Genomic DNA, 14,107 nt, shown 5'->3' with positions numbered 1-14,107 from the left:
GGATTTGGGAGGCGACATGGCGGCGTTGACGCTGGATGGGGTGAACAAGCGATACGGCGATTTCCACGCCGTGCGCGATCTGAGTTTTCAGGTCGAGAAGGGGTCGATCTGCGGCTTTCTGGGACCGAACGGGGCGGGCAAGACCTCGACCCTGCGGATGATCCTGGGGTTGCAGCCAGCGACCTCGGGGCGGATCGAAATCCTGGGCGCCGACGACGGGCGCAAGGTGCGCGACCGGATCGGTTTCCTGCCCGAGGAACGCGGCCTCTATAAAAAGATGACGCCGGTCGAGGCCATCGCCTTCTTCGGCGCGCTGAAAGGCCTGCCGGTCGCCGAAGGCCGCAAGCGCGCCAAGACCCTGTTGGAGCAGCAGGGGCTCGGCGAGGCGCAGAAAAAGAAGATGAAGGAGCTGTCCAAGGGGATGGCGCAGAAGGTGCAGCTGATCGCCTCGGTCGTGCACCAGCCTGAGTTCGTCATCCTGGACGAGCCGTTCTCCGGTCTGGACCCGATGAACCAGCAGGGCCTGGAGGCGATGATTCGCGGGCTGGCCGCGAACGGCGCCACGGTGCTGTTCTCCACCCATGTGATGCAGCATGCCGAGCGGCTGTGCGACAAGGTCGTGCTGCTGGCGCGTGGCAAGAAAGCGTTCGAGGGGACGGTGGATCAGGCCAAGGCCACCTCGCCGCGCTTCCTGGATCTGGACGGTGCGATCAGCGCGGACGCCGCCGCCGCCCTGCCCGGCGTGGCGGGCGTCGAGACCCTGTCCGACGTCGATGGCGTGCGTCGCCTGAAAATCGCCCTGGCGCCCGGCGCCGGGGGTCAGGATACGTTGAAGACGGCCTTCCTGAACGGCCTGGACGTGCGGGGCTTCGCGCTGAAGGAGCCGACGCTGCACGACGCCTTCATCGGCCTGACCGGGGACCATCCCGACCAACCCGTCGCATCCGTGGAGGCTGTCCGATGAACCGCACTCTGTTGATCGCGCGACGCGAATATGTCGCCTACGCCAAGACCGTCGGCTTCTGGCTGTCGCTGTTGGCTTTTCCGCTATTCGCCGTGCTGGGCGGCGGCATTCCGGCGCTGATCAAGGCCTCCGAGCCGATCAAATCGGTGGCGGTGATCGAGGAAGGCCCCAATGCGACGGGTCTGGCCGCCGCCGTGCGCGCCTCTCTGCAAGCCGACGTGGATCGTCAGAACGAGCGCTTGCGCGAAGCCGCCGAAAAGGGACAGGCGGGCGCCGGGCGCGCCGTCGCCTCCATTACCGGCCCCAAGATCCGTCTGGTTGACACGCCGCCCGCCATCGCCGACGCCGTCGGCCCGGCCCGTGACGAGGCGATCCGCAAGGCGTTGGACAAGCAGACCTCGAAGGCCAGGCGCCTCGACGCCGTGGTCTTCCTGAGCCGCACGGATGGCAAGCCCGCCGCCCAGGTCTGGACCGCGCGCGCCACCGACAATGACGTCTCCGGCTTCGTCCGAAATGCGCTTCGCGATGCCCGACGCACCGAGCTTTTGACCGCCGCCGGGGTCGCCCCGGCCGTGGCGCAGGAAGTTCAGACCTTCCGGCCCGATGTGAAATCCTTCTCGCCCAGCGCGGCCAGCGGGGGCGAGGTGTCGATGCGTGACCGGATTCCGTCCTTCATCGGCCTGGGCGTCGGATTCCTGTTATGGTCGCTGGTCATCACCGGCGCCTCCATCCTGCTGAACAGCGTGATGGAGGAGAAGTCGAACAAGATCCTGGAGGTGCTGCTGTCCTCGGCCTCGGCGACCGAAATCCTGACGGGCAAGGTGCTGGGCGTGGCGCTGCTGACCCTGACGGTCATGGGGGTCTGGGGCGGGATCGGGGCCTTCACCCTGATTTCAGCCTCGCCCGAAACGGCGTCGACGGTCGGACAGGTCCTGCTGCACGACGGCCTGATCTTCTATTTCATCGCCTATATGGTCGGCGGCTACCTGATGTATGCGGTGCTGTTTGCGGCCATCGGCGCCTTCTGCGAGACGCCGCGCGACGCCCAAACCCTGATGGGGCCGATCATGATGATCCTGGTCGTGCCGATCCTGGTGATGCAGATGGCCCTGACCAGCCCGGATGCGCCGGTGGTGAAGGTTCTGTCCTGGATCCCCTTCTTCACCCCCTTCCTGATGAGCGCCCGCGCGCCCAGCGACCCGCCGCTGGTGGAGGTGATTCTGACGCTGATCGGCATGTTCGCGACCGCCGCCTTCATGGTGTGGATCGCCGGGCGGGCCTTCCGCGCCGGCGCGCTGTCAGACGTAAAGCTGAGCTGGAAGAGCTTCGGCCGGGCGATCACCGGACCGGCGTAGGCGGCACGATTGTCTCCTCCCTGTCGCGTCGCGATGGGGAGGTGGCGCGGCGCTTCTTCTGTGGGACTTCAAGATTCCTCCACCACGCTCCGCAGAAACGAAACGCAAAGAAAAAGGCCGCTTCCCGAAGGAAGCGGCCTTAAATCTTTCGGCCTTCGCCGGGGTCTTAACGACCGCCGGGAACGCGCGGCTTCGGCGCGGGCAGCAGGCCCTCGCGCTGCATGCGCTTGCGCGCCAGCTTGCGGGCGCGACGGATGGCTTCGGCCTTTTGACGGGCGCGCTTTTCCGAGGGCTTCTCGAAGTGCACGTGGCGCTTCATTTCACGGAAGCTGCCCTCGCGCTGCATCTTCTTCTTCAGGGCTTTGAGCGCTTGGTCGACGTTGTTGTCGCGAACGAAAATCTGAACCAGGTTAAACTCTCCTTTGGCCGCCCGCCGCGTCCTGTGAGGGAGACGGGCGAACAAAATAAAATCGTCTTCCGACAGCCGGGCTCTCGGATGAAGGCGCGCTGATACACGAGCCGCCTCCTTCTGTCCAGATCGTCGCGACCATTCTTCAAGGCTCGAAACGCCATGACGACCGGCGTATGATCGCCCTTATGACCGAGACGACAGACTGGGCCGACCGGACCGAACAGACCGTGCTGGACGCCGCCATCGCCCGCGCGCCCGCGCTGGGTTGGAACGCGCGTCTGGTGCGCGAGGCCTGCGAGGCGTGCGGCCTGTCACAGGGCGACGAGGAACTGCTGCTGCCAAACGGCGCGCGCGATCTGGCGGCCCTGCTGTCGCGCCGCCACGATGCGCGAGCGCTGGCGGCTCTGGGTGAAATCGACGCCAAGTCGCTGAAGATTCGCGAGCGAATCGCCCGCGCCGTGTCCGAGCGGATGGAGGCCGGCGCCGCCGATCTGGAGGCCACGCGTCGCTGCGCCGCCTTCCTGGCCCTGCCCGTCAACGCCGACCTGGGCCTGAAACTGGCCTGGGAGAGCGCGGATCATCTGTGGCGCTGGGCCGGGGACGAGGCGACCGACTGGAATCACTATTCGAAGCGGACGATCCTGTCGGGCATCCTGATTCCCGCCCTGACGATGCGCTGGTTCGACGGCCGCGAAGCGGCGGAGGCCTTCGTCGCCCGTCGGATCGAAAACGTCATGGCCTTCGAGAAGTGGAAGGCGGGCAAAGACTTCGACGCGCCCTTCCGAAAGGTCAGTGATGCGCTGAGCCGCATGCGGTATGGGGCGAGGGCTTAGTTCTCTTCTTTCGTCATCCTCCGGCAAGCCGCCTGCGGCGCAGACCGGGGGACCCAGCGGCGCCGAAGGCGATGCGTCCGCCGCCCAGGTGTTTAGGCCGGAACGCCGCGACAGGTTCGCGCTCGCGCGCGCCGCTGGGTCCCCCGATCTCGCTCCGCTCGTCGGAGGATGACGAAAGTGAGTGCGCTAGACCGCCCCCAAAACCCGGTTCACATGGGCCATCTTGCGGCCGGGGCGGGCCTCGGCCTTGCCGTAGAGGTGAAGGCGTTCGTCGGACTTGGCCGAGACCTTGCGCCACTCCTCGACTTCGTCGCCCAGCAGGTTGGTCATTTCGATGCGGGCGTGGGCCGTCGTGGGGCCGAGCGGCCAGCCGGCGACGGCGCGGATATGCTGTTCGAACTGGTCGCAGACGCAGCCGTCCTGGGTCCAGTGGCCGGTGTTGTGAACGCGCGGAGCGATCTCGTTGACCAGAAGCACGTCATCTCCGAGATCAAACAGTTCGACGCCCAGAACGCCGACGTAATCCAGCCCGTCCAGGATCGCCTCGGCGATGGCGCGGGCGCGAACTTGGGTTTTCTCGTCCACGGCGGCGGGGGCCAGGGTGGTGCGCAGAACGCCGCCTTCGTGCCGGTTTTCGCCCAGCGGATAGACCGCCATATGGCCGTCCCAGTCGCGGGCGGCGATGACCGACAGTTCGCGCACGAAGGTCGCCTTGGCCTCCAGGATCGCCGGGCGGCCGCCCAGGCTTTCCAGGGCGGCGGGCGCATCCTCTATGGCGTGAATCCAGACCTGGCCCTTGCCGTCATAGCCTTCGCGACGGGTCTTCAGCAGGGCGGGCAGGCCCAGTTCGGTCAGGCCGACGACCAGGTCGTCCAGCGTATCGACGACGGCGAAGGCGACCGTCGGGGCGCCGACGGCGTTCAGGAAGGTCTTTTCGTCCACCCGGTCCTGCGACACGCGTAGTGCAGTCGGTCCCGGCGCGACGAGGGCCCCGGCCTCGGCCAAACGCTCGATGGATTCGGCCGGCACGTTCTCAAACTCGAAGGTGACGACATCGGCGGCGCGGCCCAGCGCCGACAGGGCCTTGGGGTCGTCATAGGCGGCGACGATCTGGCGCGCCGAGACCCGGCCGGCCGGGCTGTCGGCCTCGGGGTCCAGGATCACGACGTCGAAGCCCAGTCGCGATGCGGCCTGGCTCAGCATCCGGCCCAGCTGGCCTCCGCCGATGATGCCGAGGGTCGAACCGGGGGGAAGCGGAAGATCAGGCACTCAGTCCTCGACGGTTTCTGCGACGGATTCGGTCTGGGCGGCGCGGAAGGCGGCCAGGCGTCCGGCCAAGCCCTCGTCCGACAGGGCCAGGATCTGGGCGGCCAGTATGCCGGCGTTGGCGGCGCCCGCCTCGCCGATGGCCAGGGTGGCGACCGGAACGCCCGCCGGCATCTGAACGATCGACAGCAGGCTATCCATGCCCTTAAGCGCCTTGGACTGGACCGGCACGCCCAGCACCGGCAGTTCGGTCATGGAGGCGGCCATGCCCGGCAGATGGGCGGCGCCCCCTGCCCCGGCGATGATGACCTTGTATCCGGCGGCCTTGGCGCCCGTGGCGAAATCGACCAGGCGTTGGGGCGTGCGGTGGGCGCTGACGACCTTGGCGGCCCAGGCGACGCCCAGTTGATCCAGGCGATCGGCGGCCAGCTTCATGGTCGGCCAGTCGGACCGGCTGCCCATGATGATCGCCACCGGGGTTTCGGAAGTCGCCATGTCTGCAAGGCCCCTCGCGGAAAGGCGCCGGTTACAGCACGCGGGTGACGCCCGCAACCGCAACACCGTGATTTCAGCCGCGTCGGCCCGTAATGTCGGCCTTCAATGTCGACTGATCACGCTCTACCATCGTTCGACCGCGCGACGCAGACTGAGTCGCGCCTTCGGAGCCATCCCTGCGCCGTGACCGACGTGGCCGAACACGACCTGACCGCCGAGATCGCGCGCCTGCGCGTCGAGCTGGAAGCGTGGAAGACGCGCGCCGCGGCCGCCGAGGCCGCCGCCGACCACGATGTGCTGACCCCCGCCCTGAACCGGCGCGGCTTCATCACGGCGATGCAGCGGACCATGGCCTATTGTCAGCGGCACGGGGTCCCGGCGGTGCTGCTGTATCTGGACATGGACGGGTTCAAGAGCGTCAACGACAGCCTGGGCCATGCGGCCGGCGATGCGGCCCTAGTCGCGGTGGCGGAGTTGTTCCTGGCCAATCTGCGCGAGTCGGACGCAGTCGGCCGGCTGGGCGGAGACGAGTTCGCCCTGCTGATGTTGCACGCGGGCTATGAAGAGGGCCGGGCCAAGGCGCGTCAGCTGGCCGAGGCGCTGAAGACCGAGGGCTTTGTCTGGGACGGCCAGAAGACCGAACTGGGCGGCTCTTTCGGCGTGCGCGCCTGGGACGGCCATACCGATCCGGAGGTCTGGCTGACCGAAGCCGACGCCGCCATGTGGGTGAGGAAGAAGGGGCGCTGAGGCCCCTTCCCGCCCCTGCCGCTTAAAGCGGCAGTTTCAGCTGAATGCCGCCCATATGGCTGTCGGCGTGGTCGCCGAAGCGGCCGCGATAGCCGACCGTCACCTTGACCGGGCCGAGCGACCCCTCGACGCCGGCGGAGGCCAGGAACTGGCCGCCGAACGGATCGTCGATCTCGCGCGACAACACCTGGGCCGGGTTGTTGTAGAGACCGACGCGCACCGGATCGGAGCTGTCGTCCAGGGCGTCGCGGTAGCCGCCTTCGGCGAACAGGCCGAACCCGCCCATTTCCGCCTCGGCGCGCAGGGCGACCTCGCCGGTCAGGGCCTTCACGGAGCGATCGCCGTACTGATACTGGGCACCGACGCCCTGTTCGTAATAGCCGTCCACGTCGCTGGACACGTAGGCCAGGGCCGCGCGGGGCGACAGGGCGACGCCGCCCATGTCGAACCACATGCCGCCTTGCAGACGCGCGCCGCTGCTGAGCGCGCGGGTTTCGGCGGTGTGGACGATCGGCGCCAGGCTGGTGGTGCGTTCGATGTCGTCGATGTTGTCGCGCGCCACGCCGACGGCGGCGTTGACGAAGACATCGCCCGAGCGCCAGCCGCCATAGACGTCCAGGCCGAAGCTTTCGACGTTGAACTGCAGCGTCTGGCTTTCGACGTCGGTGTTGCGCGCCGTCCCGGCCAGACCGAAGCGCCAGTTGTCCGAGGGGCCGGCCTCAAGCGCAATACGGGCGCCCCAGCCGTCGCTGGACGAGCTGGTGACCGAGCCGCGCGCGTCGGTGTCGACGCTGTCGATCAGGGCCGAGGTGGTGACGGAGACGCCGGCCTCCCACGGTTGACGGCCCGACAGGGCCTCGCCCGCGGCGTCCAAAGCATCCTCGCGGTGACGATAGGCCGTCTCGCCCTGCAAGGTCGATTGAGCGCCGATGTCGCCATAGTAGAGGTAGTCGGTCGCCAGTTGGGCGATGATCCGATGGCCCGCCGCGGTCGGGTGCACGCCGTCGAAGTAGAAGTAGCTGTCCGGGTTCGTGCAGACCGTCACGCCGTTGAAGCAGGGCTGGGTGATGTTGGTGATGCCGAACAGGCCCGGATTGCCGGCCAGGGTGTCGCCGATCTTGAACAGGTCCATCATGATGATGTTGCTGCCTGGGCGGGCGGCGGCGGTGGCGGTCAGATTGGTTTGGAGCGCCGTGTTGAAGGTGGCGACGGCGAAGTCGGCCAGAGGCGCGGCGGTCGTGCCGCGGAACTGAGGCGTCAGGCTGAGCTTGGGCAGGTTGGTGACCAGGATGGTCCCGGCGCCCGCCCCCGCGACGGTGTTGACCAGGCTGTTGATGTTGGCGGCGGCCGTGGTTGCGACCGGGGTGATGGCGGCGACGGGGCTGGCGGAGGCGCCGGCGGCGGGTAGGCCCTGGAAGATGTCGTTGGCGCCGCCCAGGACGCTGACCAGATCAGTAGAGCTGAACCGGCCGCCCGCGGCGGTGTAGCGCGACAGCTGGTTCAGCATGCCGAACGGCACGCCGGCCGAGGCGTCGGTGCGCGAGCCGCCAAAGGCGTAGTTGATGCTGCCCGTGACCGAGCCGTTGAAGTTGGCGGCGTTGAAGCCCAGCAGTTCAACGAAGGTCGGCCCGTTCGAGAAGCGGCGCGCATAGGGCGGCGACGGCGGCTGGGTCCCGCCCGAGATCAGAAACAGGTTGCCGTTGTCGCTGAGGCTGTCGCCGAAGACGACGAGACGGTTGTAGGTCTGGGCCGAGGCCGAGCCGGCAAAAGCGCAGGCGGCGAGCGCCAGAGCGGCGACGGCGCCGCCGGTGATGAAGCGTGACATGAAATTCCTCCCGCAGCCGTCGTTGCGCGGCCGTTCGACGTGAGGATGCGCCAGTTCGCGCAGAGCGCAAGATGCCGCGAGGTCAGCTTTGAGAAGATATTTGCGAGCGACGTATCACTGCAACGTGCGGAACTTCAGCGTGCCCGGCACCGTCTTGAGTTCGCGCAGCGCCTCCGGGTCGTAGTCGCGGTCCACATCGGTGATGACATAGCCCGTGCGCTCGTCCGTCTTCAGGTGTTGGCCGAGGATGTTCAGGCCCGCCGAGGCCAGGGCGCGGTTCAGTTCGGCCAGCACGCCCGGCTGGTTCCTGTGGATGTGCAGGATGCGGTGGGCGCCCGAAACTTCGGAGAGCTGGACGTTGGGCAGGTTGACGCTGAAGGTCGTGTCGCCGCGGTTCAGATAGCCCAGCAGGCGCTCGGCCGCGAACTCGGCGATGGCCTCCTGCGCCTCTTCGGTCGAGCCGCCGATGTGCGGCGTCAGGATCATGTTGGGCAGGCCCTGAAGCGGGCTCTCGAAGGGGTCGGCGTTGGTGCGCGGCTCTTCGGGGAAGACATCGACGGCGGCGCCGGCGACCCGGCCTGAGCCGATCGCCTGGGATAGCGCGTCGACATCGACCACATGGCCGCGCGCCAGGTTCAGGAACAACGCGCCTTCCTTCATCCGGCCGAACTGGGCCGCACCGAAGATGTCAGCGTTCTCCTTGCGGCCATCGACATGCAGGGTGACTACGTCGCTTTCGGCCAGAAGCGCGTCCAGAGAGCGCATGCGGCGCGCATTGCCCAGGGCCAGACGCTCGGACAGGTCATAGAACAGCACCCGCATGCCCAGGTTTTCGGCCAGGACCGACAGCTGGCTGCCGATCGCGCCGTAGCCGACGATGCCCAGGGTCTTGCCGCGCAGCTCCTTTGAGCCGGTGGCGGACTTGTTCCACTTGCCGACATGCATGGCCGCCGACTTGTCCGCCACGTCGCGCATCAGGACGATCATCAGGCCGATGGCCAGCTCGACCACCGAACGGGTGTTCGAATAGGGCGCGTTGAACACCGCCACCCCGTGATCCGAGGCCGCGTCCAGGTCGATCTGGTTGGTGCCGATGCAGAAGGCCGCGACGGCCATCAGACGGTCGGCCTGTTCCAGCACGCGGCGGCTGACCGTGGTCTTGGAACGGATGCCCAGGACATGGACGCCCTTGATGGCCGCGATCAGATCGTCCTCGTCCAGCGCCCCCTTCTGGGTTTCGACCGAATAGCCCGCCTCTTCCAGCCGTTCGACGGCGGCGGGGTGGATGTTTTCCAGGAGCAGCATCTTCATGCGGCTGCGTGGGAAGGACCAGCGGCCGACAAGGCCTTCGGCATGCAGCACCTCGTCGAGCGACGCGGCCTCGGCGTCGGCGACCTGGACCACCGGCGGGCGGCGCACGACCTCGGTGAAGGCGTAGAAGGCGTCGGCGGCGCCCGCGATCTTGACCTCGGCGTCGTTCCAGCCGTCGCCCACCATGACGACGCGACCGGACAGGTTCAGGCCGTGAATGGCGGTCGGCTTACCGTTGGCGTGCGACAGCGGGTTGGCGTCGTCGACGCCGACCACGCGGTCGTCCGCGTCATAGATCAGATCGTTGCACAGCACGCGATCGGGAGAGACGCCCAACTCTTCCGCGACGGGCGCAATCACCTCGCGGAAGCCGCCGGAGAGAATGACGACCTTGCCCTTGTTCTGTTGGAAGAAATTCAGGTTGCGCCGCACAGACGCCGTCAGGTGGTCCGACGCGCGCTGGGCCAGGGCGGCGACGTGGGCGCGGGTCAGCGGCAGCAGCGCCAGACGGCGACGCAAAGCCTCGCCGAATTCGATCTCTCCGGCCATGGCCTGATCGGTCAGGGCGGCGATCTGGGCGCCCGTCTCAGCTGCGCCGGGCGCATCCGCCAGGGCGATGTCGGCCAGGGCTTCAAGGGTCTCGAAATCGACCAAGGTCGAATCGAAGTCGAAGATCAGGGTGGGGCGCGCGCTCATGGACGGCGTCTTAGCGGCCTTCGCGCCTGCGGCAAAGCCGAGCGATGCTGCTCACTGTGGGCAGATGGGCTAAAAGTTTGCCGCCCGCCGCGACTTTCACCGGGCGAGCGGCACGAAAATATCAGAAGCGCGCGATGCGACGCACGTGGCTGTCGGGACGACGGCTTTCGAGCACTGCTGCGCCGACGGCTGCGGCGATGGTCGCCACCGCCAGCAGCGCGCCACCTTCGCGGGCGTGGTCGCGCGCATACTGACCGGCGTCGTCAGCATAGCGGCGCGCCGTCTTGCCATGCTTCTTCAACGCCTTCTTGCCGTCCTTGCGGGCCGAACGGAACCAGTCGTCGGCGCGGTCACGGAAATCGTAGGCGCTGTCTGCGGCGCGGTGGCGGGCGTCGCGCGAAAGGGCGCCGGCGCGTTCACCGACATCCTCGGCGCGGTGGCGGAAGGCGTCGACGGCGTCGTGGAAACGGTCGCGCAGTTCCGACGTATCGACCCAGCCGCGCGGGTCGATGCGAGACTTGATGCGCTGGTAACGGGTAGGGCCGCTGCGCTGCGTCAGATAGACGACGGCGACAGCGCCGAGCGCGACTGCAAGGAGGCTGCCGGCGGTGATGCCGGGGTGTTTGCGAATCTCTTCGATCGGATCGATGTCGCGGATCATCGGCGGAACCTCTTCAGTTATTGGCGTCATGAACGGAGCGACGGCTCCGCTTGAGCCAAAAGAGCGATCCGCGCCGAAATCGGTTCCGTCGCCCTCCCCCAGACCGGGCGGATTAGCCCCCTTATCAAGCCGCCTGCGGGCGCCTACATAGCCGCGATCCCGAAATGACGCCCCAAAGGACCTCGCCGTGACCGATCACGCGCCCAACGTTCCCGTTTCCGACGATCTGGCCGCCGCCTTCCAGATCGAAGGCTGGCCCGTGCGCGGTCGCCTGGTTCGCCTGGGCGCGACCATCGACAAGATCCTGGCCGCCCACGCCTATCCCGAGCCGGTCGCCGCCCTGTTGGGCGAGGCCTGCGCACTGGCCGCCCTGATCGGTTCCAGCCTGAAGTTCGAGGGTCGCCTGCTGGTCCAGGCCCAGGGCGACGGCCCCGTGCGCTACGTCGTCGCCGACTATGGCACCGACGGCTCACTGCGCGGCTATTGCCGCTACGACGAGGCCGAGGTGGCCGAGGCGTCGCAGGGCTTCGCCCGGCCCGGCGCCCGATCGCTGCTGGGCCAGGGCGTCTTTATCATGACGCTGGATCGGGGCCCCGACTTCGAGCGCACCCAAGGGATCACGCCGATCGAGGGCGAAAGCCTGTCGCTGGCGGCCGAACACTATTTCCAGCAGTCGGAACAGGTGCCGACCAAGGTGCGTCTGGCCGTCGGCCAGGTTCAGACCGAGGCCGGATCGCAGTGGCGCGCCGGCGGGGCGATGATCCAGATCATCGCCGGCGACGAGGCTCGCGGCTCGACCGAAGAGGTCTGGGACCGCACGCGGGCCCTGTTCGGCACGCTGGGCGATGACGAGTTGGTCGATCCGACGATCTCGCCCGAGACGCTGCTGTTCCGCCTGTTCCACGAGGACGGCGTGCGGCTGGAGGGCGCGCGAGAACTGACGGCCGTTTGCCGTTGCTCGCGCGAACGGATCGCCTCGGTCCTGGCCTCGTTCGATCCCGCCGAGCGCGCCGACATGTTGGAGGACGACGGCAAGATCCGCGTCACCTGCGAATACTGCGCCACGGTCTATGCGCTGGACCCCGACGAGGTCGTCGCAGAGCAGATTTGAATTGCAAAGGGCGGCTCCGAGAGCCGCCCTTCTCGTTTTAGCCTTCCAGATCCAGCGAATAGCCCGCCGAGCGGACCGTGCGGATGGGATTGGCGCTTTCGTCGGCGATGGCCAGGGCCTTGCGCAGGCGACCGACGTGGACGTCGACGGTGCGGGCCTCGACATAGACGTCCGAGCCCCAGACGGCGTCCAGCAGCTGCTCACGGCTGAACACTCGTCCGGGGTGCTGCATGAAGTGGTCCAGCAGGCGGAATTCGGTCGGGCCCAGATGGACCTCCTTGCCGTTGCGCTTCACCCGGTGCGAGACGCGATCGACAACGATGTCGCCGTGGTTCAGGCGGTCGTCGGCTAGGCCCGGACGAATGCGGCGCAGGACGGCGCGGATGCGGGCGATCAGCTCGACCATCGAAAATGGCTTGGTCAGATAGTCGTCGGCGCCGGTGTCCAGACCGCGAACCCGGTCGCTCTCCTCGCCGCGCGCCGTCAGCATGATGATCGGCAGGTTGCGGGTTTCGGCCTTGCCGCGAATGCGACGGCAGACCTCGATGCCCGACAGCTTGGGCAGCATCCAGTCCAGCAGCACCAGATCGGGAAGACGCTCGTCGATCTGGAGCATGCCCTCCTCGCCGTCGGCGGCAACGGCGACGTCGTAGCCTTCCTTTTCGAGATTATACTGAAGAAGGGTCGCCAGCGCGTCCTCGTCTTCCATCACAAGGATATAGGGCTGCACGTCGGGTCTCCGGTCTCGGGTCAGTGCGTCGAAAGGTTCGGCGTCGGATCGGAATCCTCGGCCGTAGGTTGGGCGCGCGGGCGTTCGCCCACGATGTCCTCGCCCGTGATCTCGTAGTGGACGGTCTCGGCGATGTTGGTCGCGTGGTCGCCGATCCGCTCCAGGTTCTTGGCCATGAAGAGCAGATGGGTGCAGGCGCCGATCGTGCGCGGATCGCCCATCATGTAGGTCAGCAGTTCGCGGAACAGGGCGTTGTAGTGCTCGTCGACCTCGTCGTCGGTCTGCCAGACGGCGACGGCCCGATCGAGTTCCGAGGCCGTATAGGCGTCCAGCACATCGCGCAGGCGGGTCGAGACCAGCCGTCCCATCCGCTCGATCGAACGGGTCAGGGGCTGCATCGGCTGGGCTTCGGCCAGGATCAACGCGCGCTTGGCGATGTTCTTGGCCAGGTCGCCTGTGCGCTCCAGATCGGTGGCGATCTTCATGGCGCCCAGGGTGCGGCGCAGGTCGCTAGCGACCGGCTGGCGCAAGGCGATCAGGCGGATCGCCTTCTTCTCGATATCGCGATGCAGGGCGTCCAGCTTCAGATCGCGTTCCACCACGGCGCGGGCCAGGGCGATGTCGCGCCGGGCGACGGAATCGATGGCGTCCGCGACCTGGGCCTCGGCCAAGCCGCCCATGCGGGCGATCTCGGCCGTGATCTGGTTCAGTTCGTCGCCATAGGCTTTGACGGTGTGCTGGTTCATCGGATTAGCCGAAGCGTCCCGTGATGTAGTCGAGCGTGCGCCGTTCGCGCGGATTCTGGAAGATGTCTTCCGTATCCCCGGTCTCGACCAGACGGCCCATGTGGAAGAAGGCGGTGCGTTGCGACACGCGCGCGGCCTGGGCCATCGAGTGGGTGACGATGACGATGCAGAACCGCTCGCGCAGTTCGTCGATCAGTTCCTCGATCCGCGCCGTGGCGATGGGATCCAGCGCCGAGCAGGGTTCGTCCATCAGGATGACTTCGGGGTTCACGGCGATGGCGCGGGCGATGACCAGACGCTGCTGCTGACCGCCCGACAGACCCATGGCTGACGATTGCAGGCGGTCGGCGACCTCGTCCCACAGGCCGGCGCGCTTCAGCGCCTTCTCAACGACATCGTCCATCTCGGCCTTGGACGACACCAGGCCGTGGATCTTGGGTCCGTAGGCGACGTTTTCGTAGATCGATTTCGGGAAGGGATTCGGACGCTGGAACACCATGCCGACGCGGGCGCGCAGCAGCACAGGGTCGATGGAGCGGTCGTTGATGTCCTCGCCGTCCATGGCGATGCGGCCCGTGACCTTGGCCCCGGCGATGGTGTCGTTCATGCGGTTCATGGTCCGCAGGAAGGTGGACTTGCCGCAGCCCGACGGGCCGATCAGGGCCGTGACGGTCTTGTCCGGAATATCCAGCGAGACGTCGTAGAGCGCCTGTTTGCCCTCATAGAAGACCGAGACGTCGCGCGCGGCGATCTTGATCGGACCGACGGGCGGGCTATCGACCACGGCGGGGCCCGACCGGGGCGTGGCGTCCTCGACGCGCGGTTCGGCGGCTGCGCCCTTGGACGGAGCGACTTCGGGCAGAATCTGACCGCCCATGCGCGGCGCTTCGGTCGGATCGACCGAGCCGGCGCCGGTCTGGTCCTCGGCGGAGCGGAAAATACGGAATTTCATTCT

14 protein-coding genes are annotated in these 14,107 nt (G+C 67.4%); 5 read left to right on the top strand and 9 right to left on the bottom strand.

Going from position 1 to position 14,107, the window contains the following annotated elements; genetic code table 11:
- The first annotated feature begins 16 nt into the window (after positions 1-16).
- Both DT343_RS02415 and DT343_RS02410 read left to right on the top strand, forming a co-directional pair.
- Positions 17-964 carry an ABC transporter ATP-binding protein gene (locus DT343_RS02415; protein ID WP_017505988.1) on the top strand — a complete coding sequence of 316 codons (948 nt, stop codon included), beginning with the start codon at positions 17-19 and terminating at the stop codon, positions 962-964.
- Positions 961-2,319 (top strand): ABC transporter permease, encoded by a 1,359-nt coding sequence (locus tag DT343_RS02410; protein ID WP_112861614.1) that lies wholly within the window; start codon positions 961-963, stop codon positions 2,317-2,319. The genes DT343_RS02415 and DT343_RS02410 overlap by 4 nt, the downstream gene beginning before the upstream one ends.
- Positions 2,320-2,485: 166 nt before the next feature.
- Here DT343_RS02410 and rpsU read toward each other — a convergent pair whose 3' ends face one another.
- Positions 2,486-2,728 (bottom strand): 30S ribosomal protein S21, encoded by a 243-nt coding sequence (gene rpsU, locus DT343_RS02405; RefSeq protein ID WP_026108547.1) that lies wholly within the window; start codon positions 2,726-2,728, stop codon positions 2,486-2,488.
- Between the two features lie 188 nt (positions 2,729-2,916).
- Here rpsU and DT343_RS02400 point away from each other — a divergent pair, with 188 nt between their 5' ends.
- The gene (locus DT343_RS02400) at positions 2,917-3,564 is read left to right on the top strand and encodes a COQ9 family protein (RefSeq protein ID WP_181669104.1); all 648 of its coding nucleotides are present in this window, start codon (positions 2,917-2,919) and stop codon (positions 3,562-3,564) included.
- 186 nt (positions 3,565-3,750) lie between these two features.
- Here the strand turns inward: DT343_RS02400 and DT343_RS02395 are convergent, their stop codons facing one another.
- Both DT343_RS02395 and purE read right to left on the bottom strand, forming a co-directional pair.
- The gene (locus DT343_RS02395; protein WP_112861612.1) at positions 3,751-4,833 is read right to left on the bottom strand and encodes a 5-(carboxyamino)imidazole ribonucleotide synthase; all 1,083 of its coding nucleotides are present in this window, start codon (positions 4,831-4,833) and stop codon (positions 3,751-3,753) included.
- Positions 4,834-5,325 carry a 5-(carboxyamino)imidazole ribonucleotide mutase gene (gene purE / locus DT343_RS02390; RefSeq protein WP_112861611.1) on the bottom strand — a complete coding sequence of 164 codons (492 nt, stop codon included), beginning with the start codon at positions 5,323-5,325 and terminating at the stop codon, positions 4,834-4,836.
- A 183-nt stretch (positions 5,326-5,508) separates the two neighbouring features.
- On the opposite strand from purE, the gene DT343_RS02385 reads away from it, so the two are divergent.
- On the top strand, positions 5,509-6,072 hold the full coding sequence (locus tag DT343_RS02385; protein ID WP_026108546.1) for a GGDEF domain-containing protein: 564 nt from the start codon (positions 5,509-5,511) through the stop codon (positions 6,070-6,072).
- 22 nt (positions 6,073-6,094) lie between these two features.
- Here DT343_RS02385 and DT343_RS02380 read toward each other — a convergent pair whose 3' ends face one another.
- From DT343_RS02380 to DT343_RS02370, 3 genes are all read right to left on the bottom strand, one after another.
- The gene (locus DT343_RS02380) at positions 6,095-7,897 is read right to left on the bottom strand and encodes an autotransporter domain-containing protein (protein WP_112861610.1); all 1,803 of its coding nucleotides are present in this window, start codon (positions 7,895-7,897) and stop codon (positions 6,095-6,097) included.
- A gap of 114 nt (positions 7,898-8,011) precedes the next feature.
- Positions 8,012-9,904 carry a phosphoglycerate dehydrogenase gene (gene serA, locus DT343_RS02375; protein WP_112861609.1) on the bottom strand — a complete coding sequence of 631 codons (1,893 nt, stop codon included), beginning with the start codon at positions 9,902-9,904 and terminating at the stop codon, positions 8,012-8,014.
- Between the two features lie 121 nt (positions 9,905-10,025).
- On the bottom strand, positions 10,026-10,595 hold the full coding sequence (locus DT343_RS02370; RefSeq protein ID WP_258522480.1) for a hypothetical protein: 570 nt from the start codon (positions 10,593-10,595) through the stop codon (positions 10,026-10,028).
- A 157-nt stretch (positions 10,596-10,752) separates the two neighbouring features.
- Between DT343_RS02370 and DT343_RS02365 the strand changes: the two genes are divergently transcribed.
- The gene (locus DT343_RS02365; RefSeq protein ID WP_112861607.1) at positions 10,753-11,676 is read left to right on the top strand and encodes an Hsp33 family molecular chaperone; all 924 of its coding nucleotides are present in this window, start codon (positions 10,753-10,755) and stop codon (positions 11,674-11,676) included.
- Between the two features lie 37 nt (positions 11,677-11,713).
- On the opposite strand, the gene phoB is transcribed toward DT343_RS02365, so the two are convergent.
- From phoB to pstB, 3 genes are read right to left on the bottom strand one after another with little or no spacing between them, the layout of a single operon-like run.
- Positions 11,714-12,406 carry a phosphate regulon transcriptional regulator PhoB gene (gene phoB, locus DT343_RS02360; RefSeq protein ID WP_017505977.1) on the bottom strand — a complete coding sequence of 231 codons (693 nt, stop codon included), beginning with the start codon at positions 12,404-12,406 and terminating at the stop codon, positions 11,714-11,716.
- A gap of 20 nt (positions 12,407-12,426) precedes the next feature.
- Positions 12,427-13,152 (bottom strand): phosphate signaling complex protein PhoU, encoded by a 726-nt coding sequence (gene phoU, locus DT343_RS02355; RefSeq protein WP_017505976.1) that lies wholly within the window; start codon positions 13,150-13,152, stop codon positions 12,427-12,429.
- A 4-nt stretch (positions 13,153-13,156) separates the two neighbouring features.
- Positions 13,157-14,104 carry a phosphate ABC transporter ATP-binding protein PstB gene (pstB, locus tag DT343_RS02350; protein WP_112861606.1) on the bottom strand — a complete coding sequence of 316 codons (948 nt, stop codon included), beginning with the start codon at positions 14,102-14,104 and terminating at the stop codon, positions 13,157-13,159.
- Positions 14,105-14,107 lie beyond the last annotated feature (3 nt).

This window comes from Brevundimonas vesicularis, assembly GCF_900445985.1.
Taxonomy (GTDB): domain Bacteria; phylum Pseudomonadota; class Alphaproteobacteria; order Caulobacterales; family Caulobacteraceae; genus Brevundimonas; species Brevundimonas vesicularis_D.
This window is presented reverse-complemented; position numbering and strand designations above follow the sequence as displayed.

Bases quoted from the DNA above. Each gene is read 5' to 3' on its own strand.
- DT343_RS02370 (WP_258522480.1), bottom strand. From the start codon at position 10,595: ATGACGCCAATAACTGAAGAGGTTCCGCCGATGATCCGCGACATCGAT.
- DT343_RS02410 (WP_112861614.1), top strand. From the start codon at position 961: ATGAACCGCACTCTGTTGATCGCGCGACGCGAATATGTCGCCTACGCC.
- DT343_RS02400 (WP_181669104.1), top strand. From the start codon at position 2,917: ATGACCGAGACGACAGACTGGGCCGACCGGACCGAACAGACCGTGCTG.
- purE (WP_112861611.1), bottom strand. From the start codon at position 5,325: ATGGCGACTTCCGAAACCCCGGTGGCGATCATCATGGGCAGCCGGTCC.
- DT343_RS02380 (WP_112861610.1), bottom strand. From the start codon at position 7,897: ATGTCACGCTTCATCACCGGCGGCGCCGTCGCCGCTCTGGCGCTCGCC.
- pstB (WP_112861606.1), bottom strand. From the start codon at position 14,104: ATGAAATTCCGTATTTTCCGCTCCGCCGAGGACCAGACCGGCGCCGGC.
- serA (WP_112861609.1), bottom strand. From the start codon at position 9,904: ATGAGCGCGCGCCCCACCCTGATCTTCGACTTCGATTCGACCTTGGTC.
- DT343_RS02415 (WP_017505988.1), top strand. From the start codon at position 17: ATGGCGGCGTTGACGCTGGATGGGGTGAACAAGCGATACGGCGATTTC.
- phoU (WP_017505976.1), bottom strand. From the start codon at position 13,152: ATGAACCAGCACACCGTCAAAGCCTATGGCGACGAACTGAACCAGATC.